This is a genomic window from Bradyrhizobium sp. HKCCYLS3070, assembly GCF_051167575.1.
GTDB lineage: Bacteria > Pseudomonadota > Alphaproteobacteria > Rhizobiales > Xanthobacteraceae > Bradyrhizobium.
In genome coordinates, this window is sequence record NZ_JBNPTI010000025.1 from 1 (window position 1) to 21,477 (window position 21,477).

Sequence of the window (21,477 nt, forward strand, 5' to 3'; positions counted from 1 at the left end):
AAGCTTCTAACCATCCTGAATGCCATGATGCGCGACCGAAAACCTTATGCGATCACTCCATCAACATAACAGTTGCCTGCGTTCGCAGGGACGGCACCGATGGTGGGGCAGTCGCGGGTGAATTGACCCGAGGACAGGAGGTGCCCGTCCTACTCTTCCTCGTCGTCCTGCTTCTTGCCGCCGATGGTCTTGAGCTTGGCGAACACGGCGTCGACGTTGAGATCGTCCTCATCGCGGCCCGCCGGCTCGTACTCGTCCTTGCGCGTGGTCTCGGAGGCCGGGAGCAGGGTGGCGCCGCTGTAATTGGCGTCGAGCGGCTTTTCCTTGGCGGCACGCTGGACCTCGAAGTCGAGCTCGATCTGCGAGCACAGGCCGAGCGTCACCGGATCCATCGGCGTCAGCGTCTGCGCGTTCCAATGGGTGCGGTCGCGCACGCTCGCGATCGTGGTCTTGGTGGTGCCGACCAGGCGCATGATCTGGGCGTCCTTGAGCTCGGGATGGTTCCGCACCAGCCAGAGAATGGCGCTCGGGCGCTCGTGGCGGCGCGACACCGGGGTGTAGCGGGGGCCCTTGCGCTTGGGCTGCGGCGGCAGCACCACCTTGCTCTCCTGCAGCCGGAGCCGGTAATTCGGGTCGCGCTCGGCCTTCTCGATCTCCTCGCGGGTGAGCTGCCCGGTCGAGATCGGATCCATGCCCTTGATGCCCTGGGCGGCGTCCCCGTCGGCAATGGCGCGCACCTCCAGCGGGTGCATCTTGGTGAAATCGGCGACCTGGTCGAAGGTCAAGGCGGTATTGTCGACCAGCCACACGGCAGTTGCCTTCGGCATCAGCGGGGCGTTGCTCATGGCAAATCTCCTTTGTGCTCCGCCCCGGCCCTGGAGGCGAAACCTGCGGTCATCGGCGATGACGGGAATTGGCCCTATATAAGCCGTCCCGGGGGCAGGGCGCAATGGCCTGGAGAAAACGGCCTTGACAGCGCTCGAAAGCAGTCCCAAGTCCTACCCAAACGAGTGTCAGACCCAAGTTCTTCGCGTATCGACCGCCCCCGCTTGCCGGCCCGGGGGTCCGTGGTCGCCGAAACCAGCCCGCATAGATCAGCTCAGACCAGCCCCATGGCAGCCAAACCAGACCTCAAAATCGTGCTCTGCTCGCCGCGCGGCTTCTGCGCCGGCGTGGTGCGCGCCATCGACACCGTGGAACGGGCGCTCGCCATCTATGGCGCCCCGGTCTATGTCCGACACGAGATCGTGCACAACAAATACGTCGTCGACAGCCTGAAGACCAAGGGCGCCATCTTCGTCGAGGAACTGGCGGAGATTCCCGACAGTACCAATGCACCGGTGGTGTTCTCGGCCCATGGCGTGCCGAAATCGGTTCCGGCCGAGGCCCAGGCGCGCAACTTCTTCTCCCTGGACGCGACCTGCCCGCTGGTGACCAAGGTCCACCGCGAGGCGGCGATCCACTTCAAGCGCGGCCGCGAGATCCTGCTGATCGGCCATTCGCACCATCCGGAGGTGGTCGGCACCGTCGGCCAGCTTCCGGCCGGCGCCGTGACGCTGATCGAGACCGCCGAGGACGCGGCGACCTTCACCCCGAAAGACCCCAACAACCTCGCTTTCGTCACCCAGACCACGCTGTCGATCGACGACACCAAGGATATCGTCGCGATCCTCAAGGGCCGTTTCCCGAACATCTCGGGCCCCCACAAGGAAGACATCTGCTACGCCACCACCAACCGCCAGCTGGCGGTCAAGAAGGTGGCCCCGGTGGTCGATGCGCTGATCGTGGTCGGTGCGCCGAACTCGTCGAACTCGCAGCGCCTGCGCGAGGTCGCCGAGCGCGAGGGCTGCCCGATTGCCGTGCTGGCGCAGCGCGCCTCGGACATCGACTGGGCGCGCTTCGAGGGCATCAAGAGCCTCGGCATCACAGCCGGCGCCTCGGCGCCGGAGGTGATCGTCGAGGAGATCATGGGCGCCTTTGCCGAGCGCTACGTGCTCCATGTCGAGACGGTCTCTGCGGCGGAAGAGAACGAATTCTTCCCGCTGCCGCGCTCGCTCCGGCCGGAAGCGGCAGCCGAGTAAGTCGGCCGGTTCTTTTCCGCCCTCGGCGGCCTCTCGGCCTTGAACGCGGCGCCCGCATGCGCGATGAAGGGCGCTACGGGCCTGTCCGGTGACGAAGTTCGCATCGGAGAGGCGGGGGCAGGCGAACTTCGATAACTGGGATAGCGCATGGCGGTCTATACCGACGTCGCCGCCGACGAGCTTGCGGATTTCATCAAGACCTACGACATCGGCGAGCTGCTCTCTTACAAGGGCATCGCCGAAGGGGTCGAAAACTCCAACTTCCTGCTCCACACCACCAAGGGCTCCTTCATCCTCACGCTGTACGAGAAGCGCGTGGCGGTGGATGACCTGCCGTATTTTCTGGGCCTGATGGCCCACCTCGCCGAGCGCGGCGTGAGCTGTCCGCAGCCCGCCCGCAACCGCGACGGGGCGGTGTATTCGAGCCTGTCCGGCCGGCCCGCGGCGATCATCAACTTCCTGGAAGGCATGTGGCCGCGCAAGCCGAACGTCACCCACTGCGCCGGCGTCGGCGCGGCGCTGGCGCAGATGCATCTGGCCGGACGCGACTTCCCGCTGGTGCGCAAGAATCCGCTCTCGGTCGCCGGCTGGCGGTCGTTGTTCGCGCAGGCCGCCGACCGCGCCGACACGGTGCAGGCCGGCCTCTCCGCGCTGCTCTCCGCCGAGCTCGATCATCTCGGGCGCTCCTGGCCGACGCATCTGCCGGAAGGCGTCATCCACGCCGACCTGTTCCCGGACAACGTGTTCTTCCTCGGCGACAAGCTCTCGGGGCTGATCGACTTCCCGTTCTCCTGCAACGACATTCTGGCGTATGACGTCGCGATCTGCCTCAACGCCTGGTGCTTCGAGGCCGATCATTCGCTGAACGTCACCAAGGCGCGCGCCTTCTTCAACGCCTATGGCCGCGTCCGGCCGCTGTCGGACGCCGAGCTGGAGGCGCTGCCGCTGCTGGCGCGCGGCGCCGCGATCCGCTTCCTGCTGACGCGGCTGGTGGACTGGCTCAACGTGCCTCCCGGCGCGCTGGTGAAGCCCAAGGATCCGCTCGAATATGTCCGCAAGCTGCGCTTCCACCAGGCGGTGACCAGCGTGCGCGACTATGGCATCGGCGGAGCATTGGCGTGAGCGAGCATCCGGTCGTCAGCATCTACACCGATGGCGCCTGCTCGGGGAATCCGGGGCCGGGCGGCTGGGGCGCGATCCTGCGCTTCGGCGACAACGAAAAAGAGCTGAAGGGCGGCGAGCCGCACACCACCAACAACCGCATGGAGCTGATGGCCGCGATCTCGGCGCTGGAGGCGCTGAAGAAGTCGTGCCAGGTCGAGCTCTACACCGACAGCCAATATGTCCGGCAGGGCATCACCGGATGGATCCACGGCTGGAAGCGCAATGGCTGGAAGACCGCCGACAAGAAGCCGGTCAAGAACGCCGAGCTGTGGCAGCGGCTCGACGCGGCGCTGAAGCCGCACAAGGTCAACTGGCACTGGGTCAAGGGCCACGCGGGCCACCCGGAGAACGAGCGTGCCGATCAGCTCGCACGCGATGGCGTGGCTATGGCCAGGATGCAGAAGAACGTGCGGGGCTGACGACGGCTGACGGGTTGGTTAACCGAATCATCGCCCCACACTCGACTTTCGTCGCCCGGCTCGAGACCGGGCGATCCAGTACTCACCACCGGTCGTGTTCAATCGGCGTACTGGATATGAATCAGGGCGGGCTCCTAATTTGCACCGCGCCGATGCCAGGTCTCAACTGCCGCTGCGAAGAGCCGCTTATGTTCCTCCGAGTCGAATGCTCGGCACGGAATCAAGAGGGCATTTCCGTTCTTCCCGGTGATTGTGACTAGCTCAGGCGTCTCTTCGATCGTGGATATCTCTCTCCAGCTCCATGCACGGCTCTTGTTGCCGATCTTGGTGTAGAGGCCATCTTCGCTGGCTGTGAGCTCTCGGTGCTGCGGCTTGAACATCAGCTGTGGGAAAGCGACGAGAAACGCCACGAAAACGCCAGCGGCAAGCAGGCCATAAAGCAGTTTTGCGTAATCATGCGGTGGCCAATGGCCATCCCAAATGAGTGCGAGCGCAATGAAGAAAAGAGCGGAATATGCGTGCAGCACCCAGAGTTTCTTGCGCCAGGCGCGCCAATACCAATCCCAGACCTCAGCCCGAGTACTGGCGTATTTCAGCGTGACGGCCATCTGAACTTTCGACGCTGGCGAGAGGCGGGGCGGGCTGGCGCAGATGTTCGTCGGTGATATCGTCGATGAGCTGCACCGGCGCTCAATCCCACCCGTTAGTCTTATTATTCAACCGTCATCGCCCGGCTTGACCGGGCGATCTAGCACTCACCGGCCGTCGTGTTCTGGCGATAGGCCGAGGCTTACTGGATTCCCCGCTTTCGCGGGGAATGACACTGGTGAGTCGGGAGGCGGTGTGCCTCGTATCGGAGGCCGGCGCGGCTTTACAGCTGCCCGAGCAGCGTGTCGCCGCCGGAGACCTCGACCTTGCCCGGGGCGGCTTCGAGGTTCAGCTTGGTGACCTTGCCGTCCTCGACCAGCATCGAATAGCGCTTGGAGCGGATGCCGAGGCCGGCGCCGGACGCGTCGAGCTCCATGCCGATCGCCTTGGTGAACTCGGCATTGCCGTCGGCCAGGAACACGGCCTCGTCGCGCTGGTCGGTGTCGCGCTTCCAGGCGTTCATGACGAAGGCGTCGTTGACCGAGACGATCGCGATGGTGTCGACGCCCTTGTCCTTCATCGCATAGGCGTTGAGGAAGATGCTGGGCAGATGCATCTTGTGGCAGGTGCCGGTGTAGGCGCCGGGCACCGCGAACAGCGCGACCTTCTTGCCCTTGAAGATGTCGTCGGTGGTTTTGACCTGCGGGCCTTCGCCGGTCATGACGCGGAATTGGGCCTGCGGCAGCTTATCGCCAACCTGGATGGTCATTCGAGTTACTCCTTCCCCTGGATGTGTCTTGCGCGGTGCGCGCTACACTATTCGGCGGGCCGGAAACGGCAACGGCCCGCCGTGATCACGTATCCGTCATCGCACGTCCCTCATCGTGCGCCGGGATTCGCGGCGCCAATGGACTCAGGCCGCTGCTGCCGGCTTCTTCTTCTCGTCGCGCAGCTCGCGGCGCAGGATCTTGCCGACATTGGTCTTCGGCAGCTCGGTCCTGAACTCGATCTGCTTCGGCACCTTGTAGTTCGTGAGCTGCTCGTGGCAGTGCTTGATGATGTCCTCGGAGGTGAGGTTGGGATCCTTCTTCACCACGAACGCCTTGACGACCTCGCCGGTCTTCTCGTCCGGCAGCCCGATCACGGCGGTCTCCAGCACGCCCGGATGGGTCGCGATGACCTCTTCGACCTCGTTCGGATAGACGTTGAAGCCGGAGACCAGGATCATGTCTTTCTTGCGGTCCACGATCTTGACCGATCCGTCCGCGGCCATGACGCCGACGTCTCCGGTGCGGAAGAAGCCGTCTGCCGTCATCACCTTGGCGGTCTCGTCGGGACGATTCCAGTAGCCTGCCATCACCTGCGGGCCCTTGGCGCAGATCTCGCCGGGTTGTCCCAGCGGCACTTCGTTGCCGTCGTCGTCGCGGATCGAGAGCCAGGTCGACGGCAGCGGCAGGCCGATGGTGCCGGTGAATTCCGTCGAGGTCGGCACGTTGCAGGTCAGCACCGGCGCGGTCTCCGACAGGCCGTAGCCTTCGGCGATGCTGCAGCCCGTCACCTGCTTCCACTGCTCGGCCACCGGGCGCTGCACGGCCATGCCGCCGCCGTTGGAGACCTTCAGCTTGGAGAAATCGATCTTGCGGAAGTCAGGATGATGCAGCAGGCCGTTGTAGAGCGTGTTGACGGCCGGGAAGGTGGTGACCTGATACTTCATGAGCTCCTTGATGAAGCCGGGGATGTCGCGCGGATTGGGGATCAAGAGATTGGCGCCGCCCGCGCGCACCGCGAGCAGGAAGCAGCAGGTCAGCGCGAAGATGTGGTAGAGCGGCAGCGCGCAGACGATCAGCAGCTGATCGACATGCGGCGGCTTGTCCATCACCGGCTGCAGCCATGCATCGTTCTGCAGCACGTTGGCGACGACGTTGCGGTGGAGCAGCGTGGCGCCCTTGGAGACGCCGGTGGTGCCGCCGGTATATTGCAGGAAGGCGACGTCGTCCGGACCGATGGTGGGCTTCTGGAAGCGCTTGCCGCGTCCGGCGGCGAGCGCATCGTTGAAGGGGACCGCGCCCGGCAGCGAGAACGCCGGCACCATCTTCTTCAGGCGGCGGACGACGAGGTTGACGATCACGCCCTTGAAGCCGAGCAGGTCGCCCATGCTGGCGACGACGATGTGCTTGACCTGGGTGTGGCCGACCACCTGCTGCACCGTGTGGGCAAAGTTCTCCAGCACGATGATCGCCTCGGCGCCGGAATCCTTGAGCTGGTGCTCGAGCTCGCGCGGCGTGTAGAGCGGGTTGACGTTGACGACCGCGTAGCCCGCGCGCAGCACCGCGGAGATCGCGATCGGATATTGCAGCACGTTCGGCATCATCAGCGCGACGCGCGCGCCCTTTGCCAGCCCCAGGCCCTGCAGATAGGCGCCCATCGCGACCGACATATCGTCGAGCTCGCGATAGCTGATCGCCTTGTCCATGCAGATGAAGGCGCGGCGATCGGCGAATTTCCTGAAGCTCTCTTCCAGCAGGTCGACGAGCGACGGGTATTTGCCCGGATCGATATCGGCGGGAACGCCGGCCGGATAGTGCTTGAGCCAGATGCGCTCCATGACCCTTCCTCTCTGATCGTCTCTTGTTCGTCTATCGGCAGCCGCCGGCCTCGCTCGGGCCGGCGGCGCCAATATCGAATTTCCGGCCGTTCAAGGCAAGCGGTCGGCGCGGCGACGAAAGGGGAGGGACGGGCGGTCCGGGCCGAGGGCCCGTGCCAATTGCTGGCTGCCGCCGTATGCGCCGCGCGGGATCAGCCGTCCTTCGGCGCGGGCTTGCCGTCCGTCTTCGGCTTTGCGGCAGCCTTGGGTTTGGCGGGCTTGGGCGCGTCGGAGCCGGTTTTTTCCGCCGTTTTTCCGCCGGCTTCGTGCTTGGCGGCGACGTGGCGGGCCGCGCCCGGCTTGGCCTCAGCCGGCTTGGCCTGCGGCTTCGCAGCGGCCTTCGCATCCGCATCGGTCTGGGCGGCGGTCCGGGTCGCCGCCTTGGCGTCCTTCCGGGCGGCGGCATGCGCCTTCTTGCCGCGGTGCTTGGTCGCGGTCTGCGCGTCGGCGTCGGCGGCGACGGCGGCGATCAGCGCCGCGCCGGTGCGCGTCGGGCCGGTGTAGACCAGCACCGGCTCGGACGGGGCGGGCGCCGCCGCCAGCAGCTCGGACGGCTTCATGGTCGGCGTCTGCAGGCCGGCGAGCAGGGTGCCGCCGGTCGCTTCGCCGTCCGCACCGGCAATGGTGTCCTCGTCGTCGTCGCTGGCTGGTCGGTGGCGGCGGCCGTTGCACATGTCGTCGCGCAGGTTGGGCGGCGTCGCGTCGACGGGGGCCAGCTGATCGACCGTGCCCAGCGGCGACTTCAGCCAGCTCAGCTGGTTGCCGTTGAAGCCGCGGTCCAGCATCTGGACCGCGCGCACGGCGCGCATCTGTCCCGAGGAGGCGCCGAGCACCACCGCGATCAGGCGCTTGCCGTTGCGGGTCGCCGACGCCACGAGATTGTAGCCGGAGGCGCAGATGAAGCCGGTCTTGAAACCGTCGGCGCCGGGATAGCGCCCGATCAGCTTGTTGAAGTTCTGCACCACGCGGCGGCCGTAGCGGATCGACGGGATGTGGACGAAATATTCGTACTCCGGAAGATCGCGGATGATGGCGCGCGCCAAGATCGCGAGATCACGCGCCGAGGTGATCTGGCCGTCGGCAGGCAGTCCGTTCGGATTCACGTAGCTGGTCTGCGTCATGCCGAGCTTGCGGGCGGTGTCGTTCATCATCGCCGAGAAGCCGTCGATGGAGCCGCCGACGCCCTCGGCCAAGACCACCGCCATGTCATTGGCGGACTTCACCAGCATCATCTTCAGTGCGTTGTCGACGGTGACCTGCGTGCCGGGCCGATAGCCCATCTTCGACGGCGACTGTGATGCCGCGGTCGGTGAGACCGTGAACAGCGTGTCGAGCGTGATCCTGCCGTCCTTGACCGCCTTCAAGGTGACATAGGCCGTCATCAGCTTGGTGACCGATGCAGGATACCACGGATAGGTCGCGTTCTGCGCCTCCAGCACCTTGCCGGTGTCGGCTTCGACGAGCAGCAGCGCCTCGGCATGGGCCCAGCGCGGCGCGAGCACGAGAGCGGCAGCGAGAGCGATGATCTTGATCGGGGCGTAGCGGAACAACAGGCGAAGCGTCTGCACTGGTCTGGTCCGGTCCTTTGAGACCCGCCTCGCGCGGCGAGGTGGGCAAGCGGGCTTTCGGGTTTCAAGCGTGTCCGGCGCCGCTTTGGTTGCGGCAGGCCGCGAACCTATACCGGCTCGACGCTGGCGAACAGAGGCCAGCCATTCAATTCCACGATGAAAGCGTCCCGCGATCAGGTCTTGACGATGATGCCGTCGCTCTCGGGCGCTGCGAGAGTCGCGCGCGCGCTCTCCTGCACCATGAACTGGGCCTTCGCGAGTTCCGCGAAGTGGCCGCCCTTGGCGACGAGTTCATCGAACGTTCCGCTTTCGATCACGCGTCCGTTCTCGAACACCAGGATTCGCGTCGCGTTGCGGATGGTCGAGAGCCGGTGTGCGATCACGAAGGTCGTGCGTCCCCTCATCACCTCGTCGAGCGCCGCGTTGAGCTTGGCCTCGGTGACGGCATCGAGCGCGGAGGTCGCCTCGTCGAGAATCAGGATCGGTGGATCCTTCAAGAGGGCACGCGCGATCGAGAGCCGCTGGCGCTCGCCACCGGACAGCATGCGGCCGCGCTCGCCCGCGTTGGTATCGAAACCCTGGTCGGCACGATCGATGAAGTCGAGCGCCTGGGCGCGCGCGGCGGCGGTGCGCAGCTCCTCGTCGGTCGCGTCGGGCTTGCCGACCAAAAGGTTCTCGCGGATCGAGCGGTTGAACAGGAGCGCCTCCTGGAACACGACGCCGATGTTCCGGCGCAGCGCCGCGAGCTTCAATCCGCGCACATCCATGCCGTCGATCTTGATGAAGCCCGACTGCGGATCGAAAGCGCGATGCAGGAGCGCGATCGCCGTCGACTTGCCGGCGCCGGTCGGGCCGACCAGCGCGATGGTCTGGCCCGGCAGCGCGGTGAAAGTGAGGTCCTCCACCGCCGGCCGCTTGCCGTCATAGGAGAACGACACATCGTTGAATTCGACCAGGCCCGAGAGTCGGCCGACCTCGATCGCGTCGGGGCGGTCGCGCACGGCCGGCACGGCATCGAGCACGGTGAAGAACTCGGCCAGCCGCGGCGCCTCCATGAACACGTTGTTGATGAAGGACACGACCTGCTCCAGCTTCTGGATCAGCATGGTCGCGAACGACACGAACATCACGATCTCGCCCACCGACGTCAGCCCGGCCTGATGCAGGGCGATGCCGAGTGTGAAGATCGCGAGCACGGTGATGGTGGTCGAGGCACGCGTGATGACCGTCACCAGCGCCCACCAGCCGAGCACCGGCATCTGCACCGACAGCAATTGTCCGGCGACGGTGCGCAGGCCCTGCACCTCGGCATCGATGCGCACGAAGCTCTGCACCAGCGCGACGTTGCCGAGCGCGTCGGAGGCACGCGCCGACAGGTCGCTGTAATGCTCCTCGACCTCGCTCTGCATGCCGTAGGTCTTGCGCACGACCAGGGTCGTCAGCACGGTGAACACGACGCACAGCACGAACAAGAGGATCGCGAGCCGCCAGTTCAGATAGAGCGACAGCGGCAGCAGCACCAGCACCGACATGATCGCGGCGAAGTGCTCGCGGAAGAACGACAGCCACAGCTTCCACAGCGCGTCGGTGCCGTTGATCATCACCTTCATCAGCCGGCCGGAATGGGTGCCGGAATGGAACGTCAGCGGCAGCTGCAAAATGTGCTCGAAATAGCTCGTCAGCACCGCATGGCGCTGCCGGTGCGCCAGCCGGTCGGCCTGCAGCGCGACCCAGGCGCTGGCCAGAATCGTGAACAGGCCGAATCCGGCCCAGGCCGCGAGCAGCGGCCAGGCGGTGCTGGCCGAGGCCTTGCCGGAGAGCGAGTCGACAATGCGTCCGAACAGCACCGGGTCGGCGAACTGCGCCACCGCCAGCGCCAGGTTGGCGATCGCGAGAAACCAGCCGAGCCGCGCCTCCTTTCCGAGCAGATGGAGCACGCGGGCATAGATGCGGAGCAGGGACATGGCGGGGCGCTTCGTGTCGGCAGTTGGAATCAGCGCTGGGCGCGCGGCACCATGTTAGCAAGGGAACGGCCGCCGCGGCGAGCGCTCAGTTGACGAGCCGGCTGTCGGCGGGCGGCAGGAAGCTGTCGTCGAAGATGTCGGCGGGTTGCGGACGCTTGTGGTGGAATTTGCCGTCCTCCGCGAGCTGGTCGAGGGCCCGCTCGAACCGGGCGGGCTCGATGCTGCCGATGCCATCGCGGCGGACGTCCGGCGTCAGCACGTTGTCGACGAGCACGCTCTGCAGTCGCTGCAGCTCGAGCTCGCGGGAGCCGTCATCCATCCGGCTCACCACGTCGGCGATCGCGCCGGCAGGGTCCTTGATGGCAAGCTGGAGCCCCGATGTCAGCGCGCGCAGGAAGCCCTTCACCGCCGCCGGCTGCTTGGCCGCAAAGCCGGGATTGACGATCACCGCATGGCCATAGGCCTCGCAGCCATAATCAGCGAAGCGCAGCACCGCGAGATCGGCGGCGGGCACGCCGCGGTCGCGCAGATTGATCGCCGAGAGATACGAGAAGCCGCTGACGGCATCGACCTGGCCGGCGGACAGGATCGGCTCGCGCACGGCCGCGCCAACGCGCGACAGCTTGATGGTCTCGGGCCTGAGATGGTTGTGCCTCACGACCGCCGGCCACAGCCGGATCGAGAGATCGCCCTCGGCGACGCCGAGCGTCTTGCCTTCGATGTCGCCGAGCCCGTTGATGCCGCGACTCCTGCGCGCGATGATCGCATAAGGCGCCCTGTTGAACAGCACGAACACGGCCTTGACCGGCTGGCTGTTCGACGCGTCGCGATAGCGGATCAGCTCGTTGATGTCGGCGAGCGCCATGTCGGTCTCGCCGGAGGCCACCCGCGCGATCGCATCGGGAGAGCCCTTGGCCGTGGTGATGGTGACGGTCACGCCCTCGGTGGCGAACAGCCCGCGGCTGGCGGCGAGGACCAGTGGCGCCATGCTGCCATCGAGCGGCCGATCCAGCGCGAACATGACGGCGACCGGACGTTTCGGCTCCTCCGCTGCGGCTTCCTCTCTCGACAGGCATGAGGGCACGACGAAGGCGGCGAGGAGCGCCAAGGCAAGCAGGGTGACGGGTCGTCGCATGCGCATCATGTCACGCCGGTATTCGCAGGCCGTACCGGTCTTGTCACGCCGGTATTCTAATCAGTTCGCCGGCCATCGCGGGATCGAGATGTCAATTTCGTGACAGCGTCGCGGTGTCGCTGCCGCTCGGGGCCGGCGGTGCCTGATCATGTCGGATCGAATGTGAACGGTCCATGAGCAAGGCCTGCGGCGATTTGCGGCTTCGACTCCGGGTTTCGCGAGGGGAACTCTGGGCGCAGTTCGCGAGTTGGTACCCGAGATTAGATCGTACGGAGGATCCACATGATCGCACAGCGCGGAAGTTTTTCACGCTTTGGCCGTGCTACCGTCCTGGCGACGGTGGCCGCGGTGACTTTGACGGCCGTGCAGCCGACACTCGCCTTTGCCGGCTCCGCGCCGGCCGAGAAGGGCGTCGTCGCCAAGACGGCCAATGATGGCGGCCTGACCGATGTCAGCGCGCGCCGGCGCCACTATCGCGGCAATGGTGGCGCGGCGGCTGCGGCGGCGTTCGCCGGGATCGTCGGCACCGGACTTGCCATCGCGGCGACGCAGAACCGCCGCTCCTACTACGAAGACAACTATTACTATGGCCGGCCGGCCTATTATGGCTACGGACCGCGCTATCAGTATTACGGCGGCGGCCCCTATTACGGTGGCGGCTATTACCATCACCCGCATTGGTGATGTGAGATCGGACGAAACGATCCGCCGGCCGCCGTGCCGGCGGATTTTTTCTTGCCTGCCGCGAACGTTAATATGCGGACCATCGAATTTAACTATTGTGGCGAGATGACTGATTCGATCGATCGGCTCTATCGCGCTGTCCTGGCGGCCAGGGATCTCGACCCCGCGCGATCGCGCACGGCCAAGCTGATGCAGCAGGGCACGGCCAAGATGGCCAAGAAGCTCGCCGAGGAGGCGATCGAGGTTGCGATCGATGCCGTCGGCGGCGACGCCCAGGCCGTGGTGCGCGAAAGCGCCGACCTGATCTACAATCTGGCCGTGCTGTGGGCCGAGCTCGATGTCCAGCCCGAGGACGTCTGGCGCGAGATGGAACGGCGCGAGCTGATGCTCGGCATCGCCGAGAAGCTGCCGAAATCGCCGGTGAAGGTCGCCAAGGCCGCGCCCGGACGGGTGGCGGGGCGACCGATCGTCGCGGCCGAAAGCCGGACCATCCGCAAGCGGCATTAGTGTGGCGGTCCGATTCGGGCCGACATATGGGCCATGGACAAATCGTGCCCGGTTTGCTTCATCGCCAGCATGCTCAGACGGATCTACGACTGGTGTATCGACGCCGCCCACAAGCCGCATGCCATGTGGATCATGGCCGCGGTTGCCTTCGCCGAAAGCTCGTTCTTTCCGGTGCCACCGGATGTGATGCTGATCCCGATGTCGCTGGCGAAGCCGCAGCGGGCGTGGCTGTTCGCCGGCGTCTGCACCGCGGCCTCGGTGGCGGGCGGCCTGGTCGGTTATGCCATCGGCGCGCTGCTCTACGACTCCCTCGGCCATTGGCTGATCCAGCTCTACGGCCTCGGCGACAAAGTCGAGGCGTTCCGTGCCTCCTACGCCGAGTGGGGCGCCGTCATCATCCTGGTGAAGGGATTGACGCCGATCCCCTACAAGCTGGTCACGATCACGTCGGGCTTCGCCGGCTATAATCTCTTTCTGTTCGTCGTCTGCTCGATCATCGCGCGCGGCGGCCGCTTCTTCATCGCCGCGATATTGCTCAACCGCTATGGCGAATGGATCAGGGTGCGCATCGAGAAGCATCTCGGCCTGTGGGTGGCGATCGGCGCGGCCGTGCTGGTGGCCGGATTCGTCATCGCCGTGAAGCTGATCTGATGCGGCCGCTGCGCCCGGGGCTGGGGGCAGGCGCGGCGCTGCTCGCCGTCGTCTCGGTTCTCTCTGCCGCCGCGGCATGGGCGCAAACGACGCCTGCCTTGGGACTGCGAGAAGCGACGCAACAGCCACCGCAGCAGGCGCCTGCCGTCCAGCCTGCGCCGCCCTCCAGTCCGGGTCTGGTGGAGGAGCTCGGCAAGCTGTTCGAGAAGATGTCGATCATTCCGCTGAAGCCTTCGGGCGATGCCCGCGCCGAGCCGCCGGCGGCCGGCAGCGATCCCACCGGCGCTGCCGCGGATCAGCCCGCTGCGACACCGGTGCAGCCCGGTGGCCCGGTCGCGCCGAAGGGCGGCGCCGACGTGCTGAAGGAGACCGGCGAGACCTTGTCGCGCCTCGCCCAGCCCTCGAGCATGATCTCCGGCCGCTCGGTCTGCCCGATCGCCGCCAACGGCACGCCGGATTGCAAGCTCGGCGCCGACCGGTTGTGCCAGGGCAAGGGTTACAAGGAAGGCAAGAGCCTCAACACCGATTCTGCGGAGACCTGCTCGGCGCGGGTGCTGATCCCCGGTCGCGAGCGCAAGCCGGGCGATTGCCGGACGGACACCTACGTGACCTCGGCGCTCTGCCAATGACGCCGGCACGCCAGCGTCTCAACGCAAGACCCTGGTCCGGCTTTTCCGGTCCCTCTGCGAGCGAATTGCCATCACGGCATGATGTCGGGCATGCTCGCGATCACGAGTGTTTCCGCATTTCAACGCAAGAGGAATTCCCATCCATGTCCATGCCCGCCTTGTTCAAGGGCCGCCTGACGATCCCGGTGATCGGCTCGCCGCTGTTCATCATCTCCGTGCCCGACCTGGTGATCGCGCAGTGCAAGGCCGGCGTGGTCGGTTCGTTTCCGGCGCTCAACGCGCGGCCGGCCGCGCTGCTCGACGAATGGCTGGCGCGCATCACGGAGGAACTCGCCGCCTATGACCGGGCGCATCCGGAACGCCCGTCGGCGCCGTTCGCCGTCAACCAGATCGTGCACCGTTCCAACAACCGGCTCGAGCAGGATCTCGCGCTGTGCGAGAAGTACAAGGTGCCGATGATGATCACCTCGCTCGGCGCGCGCGAGGAGCTGAACCGGGCGGCGCATGGCTGGGGCGGCATCGTCTTCCACGACGTCATCAACCAGACCTTCGCGCACAAGGCGATCGAGAAGGGCGCCGACGGCTTGATCTTGGTCGCGGCGGGCGCCGGTGGACATGCCGGCACGATCTCGCCGTTTGCCTTCGTGGCGGAGACGCGGAGCTGGTTCGATGGCCCGATCGCGCTGTCGGGCGCGATCGGGAACGGCCGCGCCATCCGTGCCGCGCGCGTGCTCGGCGCCGACTTCGCCTATATCGGCTCGGCCTTCATCGCCACCAAGGAGGCGAATGCGGTCGAAGGCTACAAGCAGATGATCACCAGCTCGGGCGCCGACGACATCGTCTATTCGAACCTGTTCACCGGCGTGCACGGCAACTATTTGAAGCCGTCGATCGTCGCAGCCGGCCTCGATCCGGACAATCTCCCGACCTCCGATCCGTCGAAGATGAGCTTCGGCACCGACGCCTCGGGCGAGCGCGCCAAGCCGAAGGCATGGAAGGAGATCTGGGGCTCGGGGCAGGGCATCGGCGCCATCAAGGACGTGCTGCCCGCCGCCGAGCTGATCGCGCGCTTCAAGAAGGAATATGACGAAGCAATCGATCCGCCGCTCTAAGCGGCTCCGCGACGGACAAAAGAAAAGCGCGGCAGCCAGGGCTGTCGCGCTTTTTTGTTGAGGTCGCAACAAGCGGGCGGGCTATTCCAGCTCGATCGCCTGGAACTTGCCGCGCTCGTCGAGCGCCGTGCCCCAGATCTTATGCGAGGCCTGGTGTTCGGCGCGGCCGAAGCCGAGCTTGGCGCCGAGACCGAGATCGATGTCACGCATGTTCTCCAGCGTGTCGATCAGCGCCTCGGTGTCGAGCTGCGGGCCGACCCGGCGCAGCGCCTGGACCAGCACGTTGGCCGAGACGTAGCCTTCGAACGACACGTAGGACGGTGCCTCGCCCGGGAAGTACTTCTCGAGCGCGCTCTTGTATTCGAGCACGGCGCTCGAATAGCCGCCGACGGCCGGCACCACCTGGGTGACGATGACGCCGCTGGCATAGCGCGGGCCGAGCAGCATCAGCTCGTCCGAGAGCTCGGTCGAGCCCACGAAGGAGACGTTGGTGTAGATCATGTGCGGGAACAGATCGCGCGTCTTCTCGATGAACTTCGCGGCGGCGCGATAGGTTGCGACCATGACGATCGCCTTGGGCGGGTTCTTCAACGCCCGCAGCTGGTTGACCGCGTCGTCCACGTCGACCGTGTTGCGCTTGTAGTTGAGGCGCAAGATGGACGTGTCGGCAAGGCCGAGCGAGCGGAAGGCCTTGGCCACACCGGAGAAGCCGGCATCACCATAGGCGTCCTGCTGCGCGAACACGGCGATGTCCTTGGCCGGCAGGCGGCGCAGCTTGACCAGATAGCGAACGACGGTGTCGGTCTCTTCGGCGTAGCTGGCGCGATAGTTGAACACGTAGCGATCCGGCGGATCGTTGCGCAGGAGGTTGGCGCCGGTGAACGCGCCGTAGAACAGCACGCGGCGCTGCAGGGCGTAGGGCATCGCCACGGCAGACGTCGGGGTACCGACATTGCCGACGAAGCCGAACACCTTGTCCTTCTCGTAGAGCTGCTTCATCGCGTCCAGCGTCCGCGACGGCTCGTAGCCGTCGTCGGCCGAATAGAGCCGCAGCGAGCGCCCGGCGATGCCGCCGGCGTCGTTGGCGCGGTTGAAGGCGGCCTCGATGCCCATCTTCATCTGCCGGCCGAGCTCCTTGGCAGCGCCCGAGAACGGAGCGGCGATGCCGAAGCGGATCTCGTTGGCGGTGACGCCCTGGACGTTGGAGGTGGACGCCGGCGGCAGCGTCGCGGTCGGTGCCGTCGCAGCCACGGCCGCGGACGGGGCGATCACCCCGGCGAGGCTGGTGGCGGTTTGGCTCGGCGCGCTTTGCCCGAGCGAGCGCTCGAGCTCGGCGAGCTGGCGGCCCGCGGAGTTACAGTCGGTCTGAGCCGCCCCGACGCGGTTGCGTCCATCGGCGACGTAGCCGTTGAAGACGCGGGTGAGCTCGTCACGATCCGAGCCGCCGGTGGAGGCCTCCCGGATCACCTCGCGAAACTTGTCGACAATGGCCTGAACGCGGCCCTGGTCGATCGCCTGACAGGCGGATGCTGCTCCCACGATCGGCCCGACCCGGCTCGCAAGATTACGCACCACATCCGCATTGGTGCCCGCCGCGCTGGCGGGCGTTGCGAGCAATGCCGCAACCAAGAACACGCTACAACGAAAGTTCATTGCCACTATCCCACTTTGGACCCCATCCAGGTCTTCCGCCTGGTGAATTGACGCCGTGTCTGCGACGGAGAAGACATAAGACCGTCACCATGCACAGACCAGCCTTTCCTAAGAGCATGACCATTTCGGTAACCCGACACGCCTTTTTCCGATCATACTTTAGGACCTGCTAACGAAACGTCTTCACCAGTTCTTCCCCTTAGAAGCTAATTCTACTCAAGTTCGATTGCCTGATACGTGCCGGTTTCGTCGAGTGCGGTGCCCCAGATCTTGTGTGAGGCCTGGTGCTCCGCGCGTCCAAATGCGAGCGTCGTGCCGAGGCCGAGATCGAGGCTGCGCATCGATTCGAGCGTGTCGACCAGCCGCTCGGTGTCGAGCGGATTGGTCTGCTTCAGCGCCTGGATCAAAATCGTCGCCGCGATATAGCCTTCGAGAGACGTATAGTCCGGCGCCTCGCCGGGCGCGTATTTGGCCAGGGCGTTCTTGTAGTCGAGCACGAGGCTCGAATAGCCCGAAACCGCCGGCACGCCCTGCGTCACGATGACGCCGTTGGTGAAGCGCGGGCCGAGCAGCTTGAGCTCGGTCGCGAGCGAGGTCGAGCCGACGGCGGACACGTTGGCGTAGATCAGGCCCGGCACCGCGTCGCGCGTCTTCTCGATGAACTTCGCGGCGGCGCGATCGGTCGCTACCATGATGACCGCCTTGAGTCCCGGCTTGTGCGCCTTGACCTGATTGACCGCCTCTTCCACGTCCATCGTCGCGCGCGGATAGTTGATGCGCGTTACGGCATCGCCGATGTTCAACTGCCGGTAGGCCTTCGCGACACCGGCGAAACCGTCGTCGCCGAATGGGTCCTGCTGGGTGAACACGGCGATCTGCCTGGGCGAGACGCGCTTCATCTTGATCAGGTAGCGCACCAGCGCGGCCGTCTCCTCGGCGTAACTCGCCCGATAGTTGAAGACGTAGCGATCCGGCGGATCGCGTCGCACCACTGCTGCGCCGGTGTTCGGTGCAAAGAACAGCGTGCGCCGCTCCAGCGCATAGGGGATCGCCACCTGCGAGTTGGCGGTGCCGACGTTGCCGATGAAGCCGAACACCTGCTCCCTGTCGTAGAGCTGCGTCATCGCCGCCAGCGTGCGGCCCGGATCGTAGCCGTCGTCCGCCGCCACGAGACGGAGCATGCGCCCGTTGACGCCGCCGGCGTCGTTGGTGCGGGCGAACGCGGCCTCGATGCCCTGGCGCATCTGACGCCCGGTCTCCTTGCGGATGCCGGAGAACGGCAGGACCATGCCGAAGCGGATCTCGCGGTCGGTGATGCCGCGCACGGGGCTCGCGGTGACGGCGCCAGTCGTCGTTTCGGCCTTGACCGGTGTGATCGGGGCCGTCGCCGCAGCCGGCTGGTCGAGCGAGCGTTCGAGCTCCGTCAGTTGCCGCTCCGCGGCGGCGCAGGTCGCCTGCGAGGCGCCCGTACGACTACTGCCCTCGGCGATGTAGCCATTGAAGCTGCGGGTCAGCTGATCGCGCTCGCCGTCATTCCTCGTCGCCTGGCGGATGGCTTCGCGGAATTTGTCGACCATGCTCTGGACGCGGCCCTGCGCGATGTCGGGGCACGCGGAGGCCTGTCCCACGATCGGTCCAACCCGGCCGCCAAGCTCCCTGACGACGTCGGGAGCCGCCGCCAAAGCGGGGCTGAAGGGAGCTACGAAAACACTCCCGATGATCAACGCGGACCAACGCACGGCCATCGAACCTTCCACCTGCTCAGCTTGTTTCAAACCCTCTTCGTTCTACTATTCGTGGCATTTCGAATTAATGTCGGGTTTCTCTGTCGCTCTTTTGTCCTGGTAGTTGAGGCCGTCGCGCCTCTAGCGGTATCCTATTCAAGTTCGACGGGTTGGTAGGTGCCGCTGTCGTCCAGTGCCGTGCCCCAGATCTTGTGCGAAGCCTGGTGTTCGGCGCGGCCGAAGCCGAGCTGCGTGCCGAGGCCGAGATCGATGTTGCGCATGTTCTCGAGCGTTTCGACCAGTTGCTCGGTATCGAAGTTCGGACCGGCGCGCTTCAGTCCCTCGATCAGGATGCTCGCGGCGATGTAGCCCTCGAGCGAGGTGTAGTCGGCCGGCTCGCCCGGGGCATATTTCGCAAGTGCGGTCTTGTATTCGAGCACCAGGCTCGAATAGCCGGAAACGCCGGGCACGGTCTGGCTGACGATCACGCCCTCGGCGTAGCGCGGTCCGAGCAGCATCAGCTCGCTGGCGAGCGCCGAGCCAGCAACCGCGGAGATGTTGGCGAAGATGACGCCCGGAAATACGCCCTGGGCCTTCTCGATGAACTTGGCTGCGGCGCGCGTCGTCGCCAGCATCACCACCGCCTTGACCGGTGTCTTCAGCAGCTTCAGCTGATTGATGGCGTCGTCGACCTCGACCGTGTTGCGCGGATAGTTGACCCGCACGATCGAATTGTCGCTGACGCCGAGCGTGCGGAACGCCCTGGCCACCCCGGCGAAGCCGGCGTCGCCGAAGGCATCGTTCTGCGCGAACACGACGATCTGGCGCGGATGCAGCCTTCGCATCTTCACGAGATAATGGACCAGCGCGTCGGTCTCCTCGGCATAGCTCGGCCGGTAGTTGAAGACGTAGCGGTCGGGCGGATCGTGGCGCACGACGTTGGCGCCGGTATAGGGCGCGAAGAACAGCGTGCGGCGCTCGAGCGCGTAGGGGATGGCGACCGCGGCGGTGGCCGAGCCGAAATTGCTGATATAGCCGAACACCTGCTCCTTCTCGTAGAGCAGCTTCATCGCATCCAGCGTGCGCGCGGGATCGTAGCCGTCATCGGCGGTGACGAGCTTCAGCATGCGGCCGTTGACGCCGCCGGCCTCGTTGGCGCGATTGAACGCCGTCTCGACGCCGATCTTGAGCAGTCGCCCGCTCTCCTTCACCGGTCCGCTGTAGGGAATGACCATGCCGAGCTTGATCTCGCTCTGCGTCACCCCGCGCACGTTGCCGGCCGGCGGCAGCAGTTGCGCCGGTACAGTCGCGGCCTGCGCCGTCGCAGGTCCGATGCTCACGGCAGACAGGTTCGCGCGCGCCGGAGGCGGCGCTGCGATGGATTGTTCGAGATCGGCAAGCTGCCGATTGGCGCCGCCGCAATCCAGCCGGCCCGACGTGACGAGGCTGCGACCTTCGGCGACATAGCGGTCCAGCAGGCGCGTCAGCTCGTCACGATCGGCCTCGCTGGAGGCGGCCTCGCGGATGACGAGCTGGAATTTCTCGATGATGGCCTGGATGCGCGGCCGGGCGATGTCGCGGCACGCGAGCGCGGCGCCAATGATCGGGCCGACGCGGCTGCCGAGCTGGCGCGCCACGCTCACACTCTCGCCGGGCGCAGCAGCGGCCTCGCCGGCCATGAGGGACGCGAGCAGGATGGCTGCCATACGGGCGTGAGCCAGCGGACGGCGTGCTGCCGCTTTCTGCGGTAGGACGTCGATCATCGTCGCCTGTGATGTGTTGGAAGTCGGATCAGTCGTGCAGAGGGTTAGCGAACCCGCTCCATCTGACCCGTCTTCTGGTTCCACTGCATGAACTGCTGCAGCATGGGCTTTTCTGGAGTGTCGGTCTCTGCCGTCGGCGCCGGAGCGTCCGCGAGCAGCGATTTGAACTGCGACAGCGCCGGAGCCTGCGGCTCGACCCGCTCGGGCAGCGCGCTGGTCTGGTCCGCCTTGGCGTCCTGCACGTCGGCGGCGACCGGCGGCAGCGTCTTCATCGACTGCACGGCTGCGACGAAGGACGAGCTGGCGTCGGGCTGGCGCCACACCGGCACGATGTTGACGAAGAACAGCGCGACGACGGCGGCGACGCCGGTTGCGGCGGCGAAGCGGCCGGCCACCTTGAACACGACCGACCGGCGGTCGCGCTCGCGCTCCAGATCCGGCGGCTCGCGCATGACTTGCGGATTCAGCGACTGGCGAAGGGATTCGAACACGGCGGTCTCCAGGCGAGCATCGAGCGGTCCTTGCTGTCCCGAAGCGGGACGCTCGGCCGCCTCCGCTGCCTTGGCATTGTCACCGACGAGAGATAGACGCGCGGCTTCCGGACGTTCGCGCAGCCACCGCGGCGCATAGTGCAGCGGGTCCTGCGGGTTCATCGGATTCTGTTCACTCAACGAACTCATACGCTACTCCTCTGACGCTCGATTCCGGTAAAACTGATACGCTTCTGCCACGGTCGTATGAGAGCTAGTTTCAAACGAAGAGCGGGAGCTGGTCTGCCACTTCAGTCCACACGGAATCACTCGCAGAATCAGACGTTTCGCGTCGATCAGCGATCGCACGCCAGCGGTCCCTTCCTGCAAGGCGCCGTGGCACGTTTGCCGTGCCTTGGGCGCCTCTATCGATCCCATGCCCCGCCCCCTGACGAGTGTCAATCGATCGGAACCTCTTAAAGTCGTCGGTTCCGAATTATATGTACGTTAAAGTTATCATCATGATGTGATTAAAATGAGGCGTGACAGGTCTTGACGCAGATGCTCATGAATTGCGTCTCATTGATGCCAAGATTGCGCCTTGATTCGATCATCATCGAACTATGTCGGGCGGGCCGCTGTCGATTTTTGAGCGGCTTAGCGTCGATTTAACCATCCGTTAACCATCTGGCGCCGACAGTTAACCAATCACTAAGAAGGG

The 21,477-nt window shown here is 65.6% G+C and carries 19 protein-coding genes; 8 read left to right on the top strand and 11 right to left on the bottom strand.

Translation table 11 applies throughout. The features are described 5' to 3' along the window. Positions 1 to 149: 149 nt before the first annotated feature. A complete protein-coding gene (locus tag ACQR03_RS33055) occupies positions 150 to 845 on the bottom strand; it encodes a DUF1013 domain-containing protein (protein ID WP_315716303.1) in 696 nt (231 codons plus the stop codon). A gap of 267 nt (positions 846 to 1,112) precedes the next feature. On the opposite strand from ACQR03_RS33055, the gene ispH reads away from it, so the two are divergent. The 3 genes from ispH (at position 1,113) to rnhA (ending at position 3,664) form a co-directional block, all read left to right on the top strand. Beyond that, positions 1,113 to 2,081, top strand: coding sequence for a 4-hydroxy-3-methylbut-2-enyl diphosphate reductase (gene ispH, locus ACQR03_RS33060; RefSeq protein WP_315716301.1), 969 nt, complete (start codon positions 1,113 to 1,115; stop codon positions 2,079 to 2,081). Between the two features lie 147 nt (positions 2,082 to 2,228). Beyond that, a complete protein-coding gene (locus ACQR03_RS33065; protein ID WP_315751421.1) occupies positions 2,229 to 3,203 on the top strand; it encodes a homoserine kinase in 975 nt (324 codons plus the stop codon). Further along, positions 3,200 to 3,664 (top strand): ribonuclease HI, encoded by a 465-nt coding sequence (rnhA, locus tag ACQR03_RS33070; RefSeq protein WP_315826554.1) that lies wholly within the window; start codon positions 3,200 to 3,202, stop codon positions 3,662 to 3,664. Before ACQR03_RS33065 ends, rnhA begins: the two co-directional genes overlap by 4 nt. A gap of 134 nt (positions 3,665 to 3,798) precedes the next feature. Here the strand turns inward: rnhA and ACQR03_RS33075 are convergent, their stop codons facing one another. The 6 genes from ACQR03_RS33075 to ACQR03_RS33100 all read right to left on the bottom strand — a co-directional run bounded on the left by ACQR03_RS33075 (position 3,799) and on the right by ACQR03_RS33100 (position 11,569). Then, a complete protein-coding gene (locus tag ACQR03_RS33075) occupies positions 3,799 to 4,272 on the bottom strand; it encodes a YcxB family protein (RefSeq protein WP_316202943.1) in 474 nt (157 codons plus the stop codon). A gap of 263 nt (positions 4,273 to 4,535) precedes the next feature. Then, entirely contained in the window at positions 4,536 to 5,021 is a 486-nt protein-coding gene (locus ACQR03_RS33080; protein WP_315826556.1) for a peroxiredoxin, read from the bottom strand. A gap of 144 nt (positions 5,022 to 5,165) precedes the next feature. Beyond that, on the bottom strand, positions 5,166 to 6,857 hold the full coding sequence (locus ACQR03_RS33085; protein WP_316170782.1) for a long-chain fatty acid--CoA ligase: 1,692 nt from the start codon (positions 6,855 to 6,857) through the stop codon (positions 5,166 to 5,168). A 191-nt stretch (positions 6,858 to 7,048) separates the two neighbouring features. Next, complete coding sequence (locus tag ACQR03_RS33090) at positions 7,049 to 8,464, bottom strand: D-alanyl-D-alanine carboxypeptidase family protein (protein ID WP_434842374.1); 1,416 nt, start codon at positions 8,462 to 8,464, stop codon at positions 7,049 to 7,051. A gap of 173 nt (positions 8,465 to 8,637) precedes the next feature. Continuing rightward, positions 8,638 to 10,428: a glucan ABC transporter ATP-binding protein/ permease gene (locus ACQR03_RS33095; protein ID WP_316202945.1), complete on the bottom strand. Its 1,791-nt coding sequence runs from the start codon at positions 10,426 to 10,428 to the stop codon at positions 8,638 to 8,640. Positions 10,429 to 10,513: 85 nt separating this feature from the next. Then, on the bottom strand, positions 10,514 to 11,569 hold the full coding sequence (locus ACQR03_RS33100) for an ABC transporter substrate-binding protein (RefSeq protein ID WP_315751428.1): 1,056 nt from the start codon (positions 11,567 to 11,569) through the stop codon (positions 10,514 to 10,516). 276 nt (positions 11,570 to 11,845) lie between these two features. Here ACQR03_RS33100 and ACQR03_RS33105 point away from each other — a divergent pair, with 276 nt between their 5' ends. From ACQR03_RS33105 to ACQR03_RS33125, 5 genes are all read left to right on the top strand, one after another. Continuing rightward, positions 11,846 to 12,247 carry a hypothetical protein gene (locus ACQR03_RS33105; protein ID WP_315716292.1) on the top strand — a complete coding sequence of 134 codons (402 nt, stop codon included), beginning with the start codon at positions 11,846 to 11,848 and terminating at the stop codon, positions 12,245 to 12,247. 105 nt (positions 12,248 to 12,352) lie between these two features. Next, positions 12,353 to 12,754 (top strand): phosphoribosyl-ATP diphosphatase, encoded by a 402-nt coding sequence (gene hisE, locus ACQR03_RS33110; RefSeq protein ID WP_315716291.1) that lies wholly within the window; start codon positions 12,353 to 12,355, stop codon positions 12,752 to 12,754. Positions 12,755 to 12,823: 69 nt separating this feature from the next. Beyond that, the gene (locus ACQR03_RS33115; RefSeq protein WP_315716459.1) at positions 12,824 to 13,405 is read left to right on the top strand and encodes a YqaA family protein; all 582 of its coding nucleotides are present in this window, start codon (positions 12,824 to 12,826) and stop codon (positions 13,403 to 13,405) included. After that, positions 13,405 to 14,034, top strand: coding sequence for a hypothetical protein (locus ACQR03_RS33120; protein WP_316202946.1), 630 nt, complete (start codon positions 13,405 to 13,407; stop codon positions 14,032 to 14,034). The genes ACQR03_RS33115 and ACQR03_RS33120 overlap by 1 nt, the downstream gene beginning before the upstream one ends. A 143-nt stretch (positions 14,035 to 14,177) precedes the next feature. Further along, positions 14,178 to 15,146: an NAD(P)H-dependent flavin oxidoreductase gene (locus ACQR03_RS33125; protein WP_315716289.1), complete on the top strand. Its 969-nt coding sequence runs from the start codon at positions 14,178 to 14,180 to the stop codon at positions 15,144 to 15,146. Between the two features lie 81 nt (positions 15,147 to 15,227). Here ACQR03_RS33125 and ACQR03_RS33130 read toward each other — a convergent pair whose 3' ends face one another. The 4 genes from ACQR03_RS33130 to ACQR03_RS33145 form a co-directional block, all read right to left on the bottom strand. Then, a complete protein-coding gene (locus ACQR03_RS33130; protein WP_315716288.1) occupies positions 15,228 to 16,799 on the bottom strand; it encodes an ABC transporter substrate-binding protein in 1,572 nt (523 codons plus the stop codon). 212 nt (positions 16,800 to 17,011) lie between these two features. After that, a complete protein-coding gene (locus ACQR03_RS33135) occupies positions 17,012 to 18,544 on the bottom strand; it encodes an ABC transporter substrate-binding protein (protein WP_434842375.1) in 1,533 nt (510 codons plus the stop codon). A 131-nt stretch (positions 18,545 to 18,675) separates the two neighbouring features. Next, a complete protein-coding gene (locus tag ACQR03_RS33140) occupies positions 18,676 to 20,286 on the bottom strand; it encodes an ABC transporter substrate-binding protein (RefSeq protein WP_434842376.1) in 1,611 nt (536 codons plus the stop codon). A 44-nt stretch (positions 20,287 to 20,330) separates the two neighbouring features. Further along, the gene (locus tag ACQR03_RS33145; protein WP_315716285.1) at positions 20,331 to 20,966 is read right to left on the bottom strand and encodes a hypothetical protein; all 636 of its coding nucleotides are present in this window, start codon (positions 20,964 to 20,966) and stop codon (positions 20,331 to 20,333) included. Between the last annotated feature and the right edge of the window lie 511 nt (positions 20,967 to 21,477).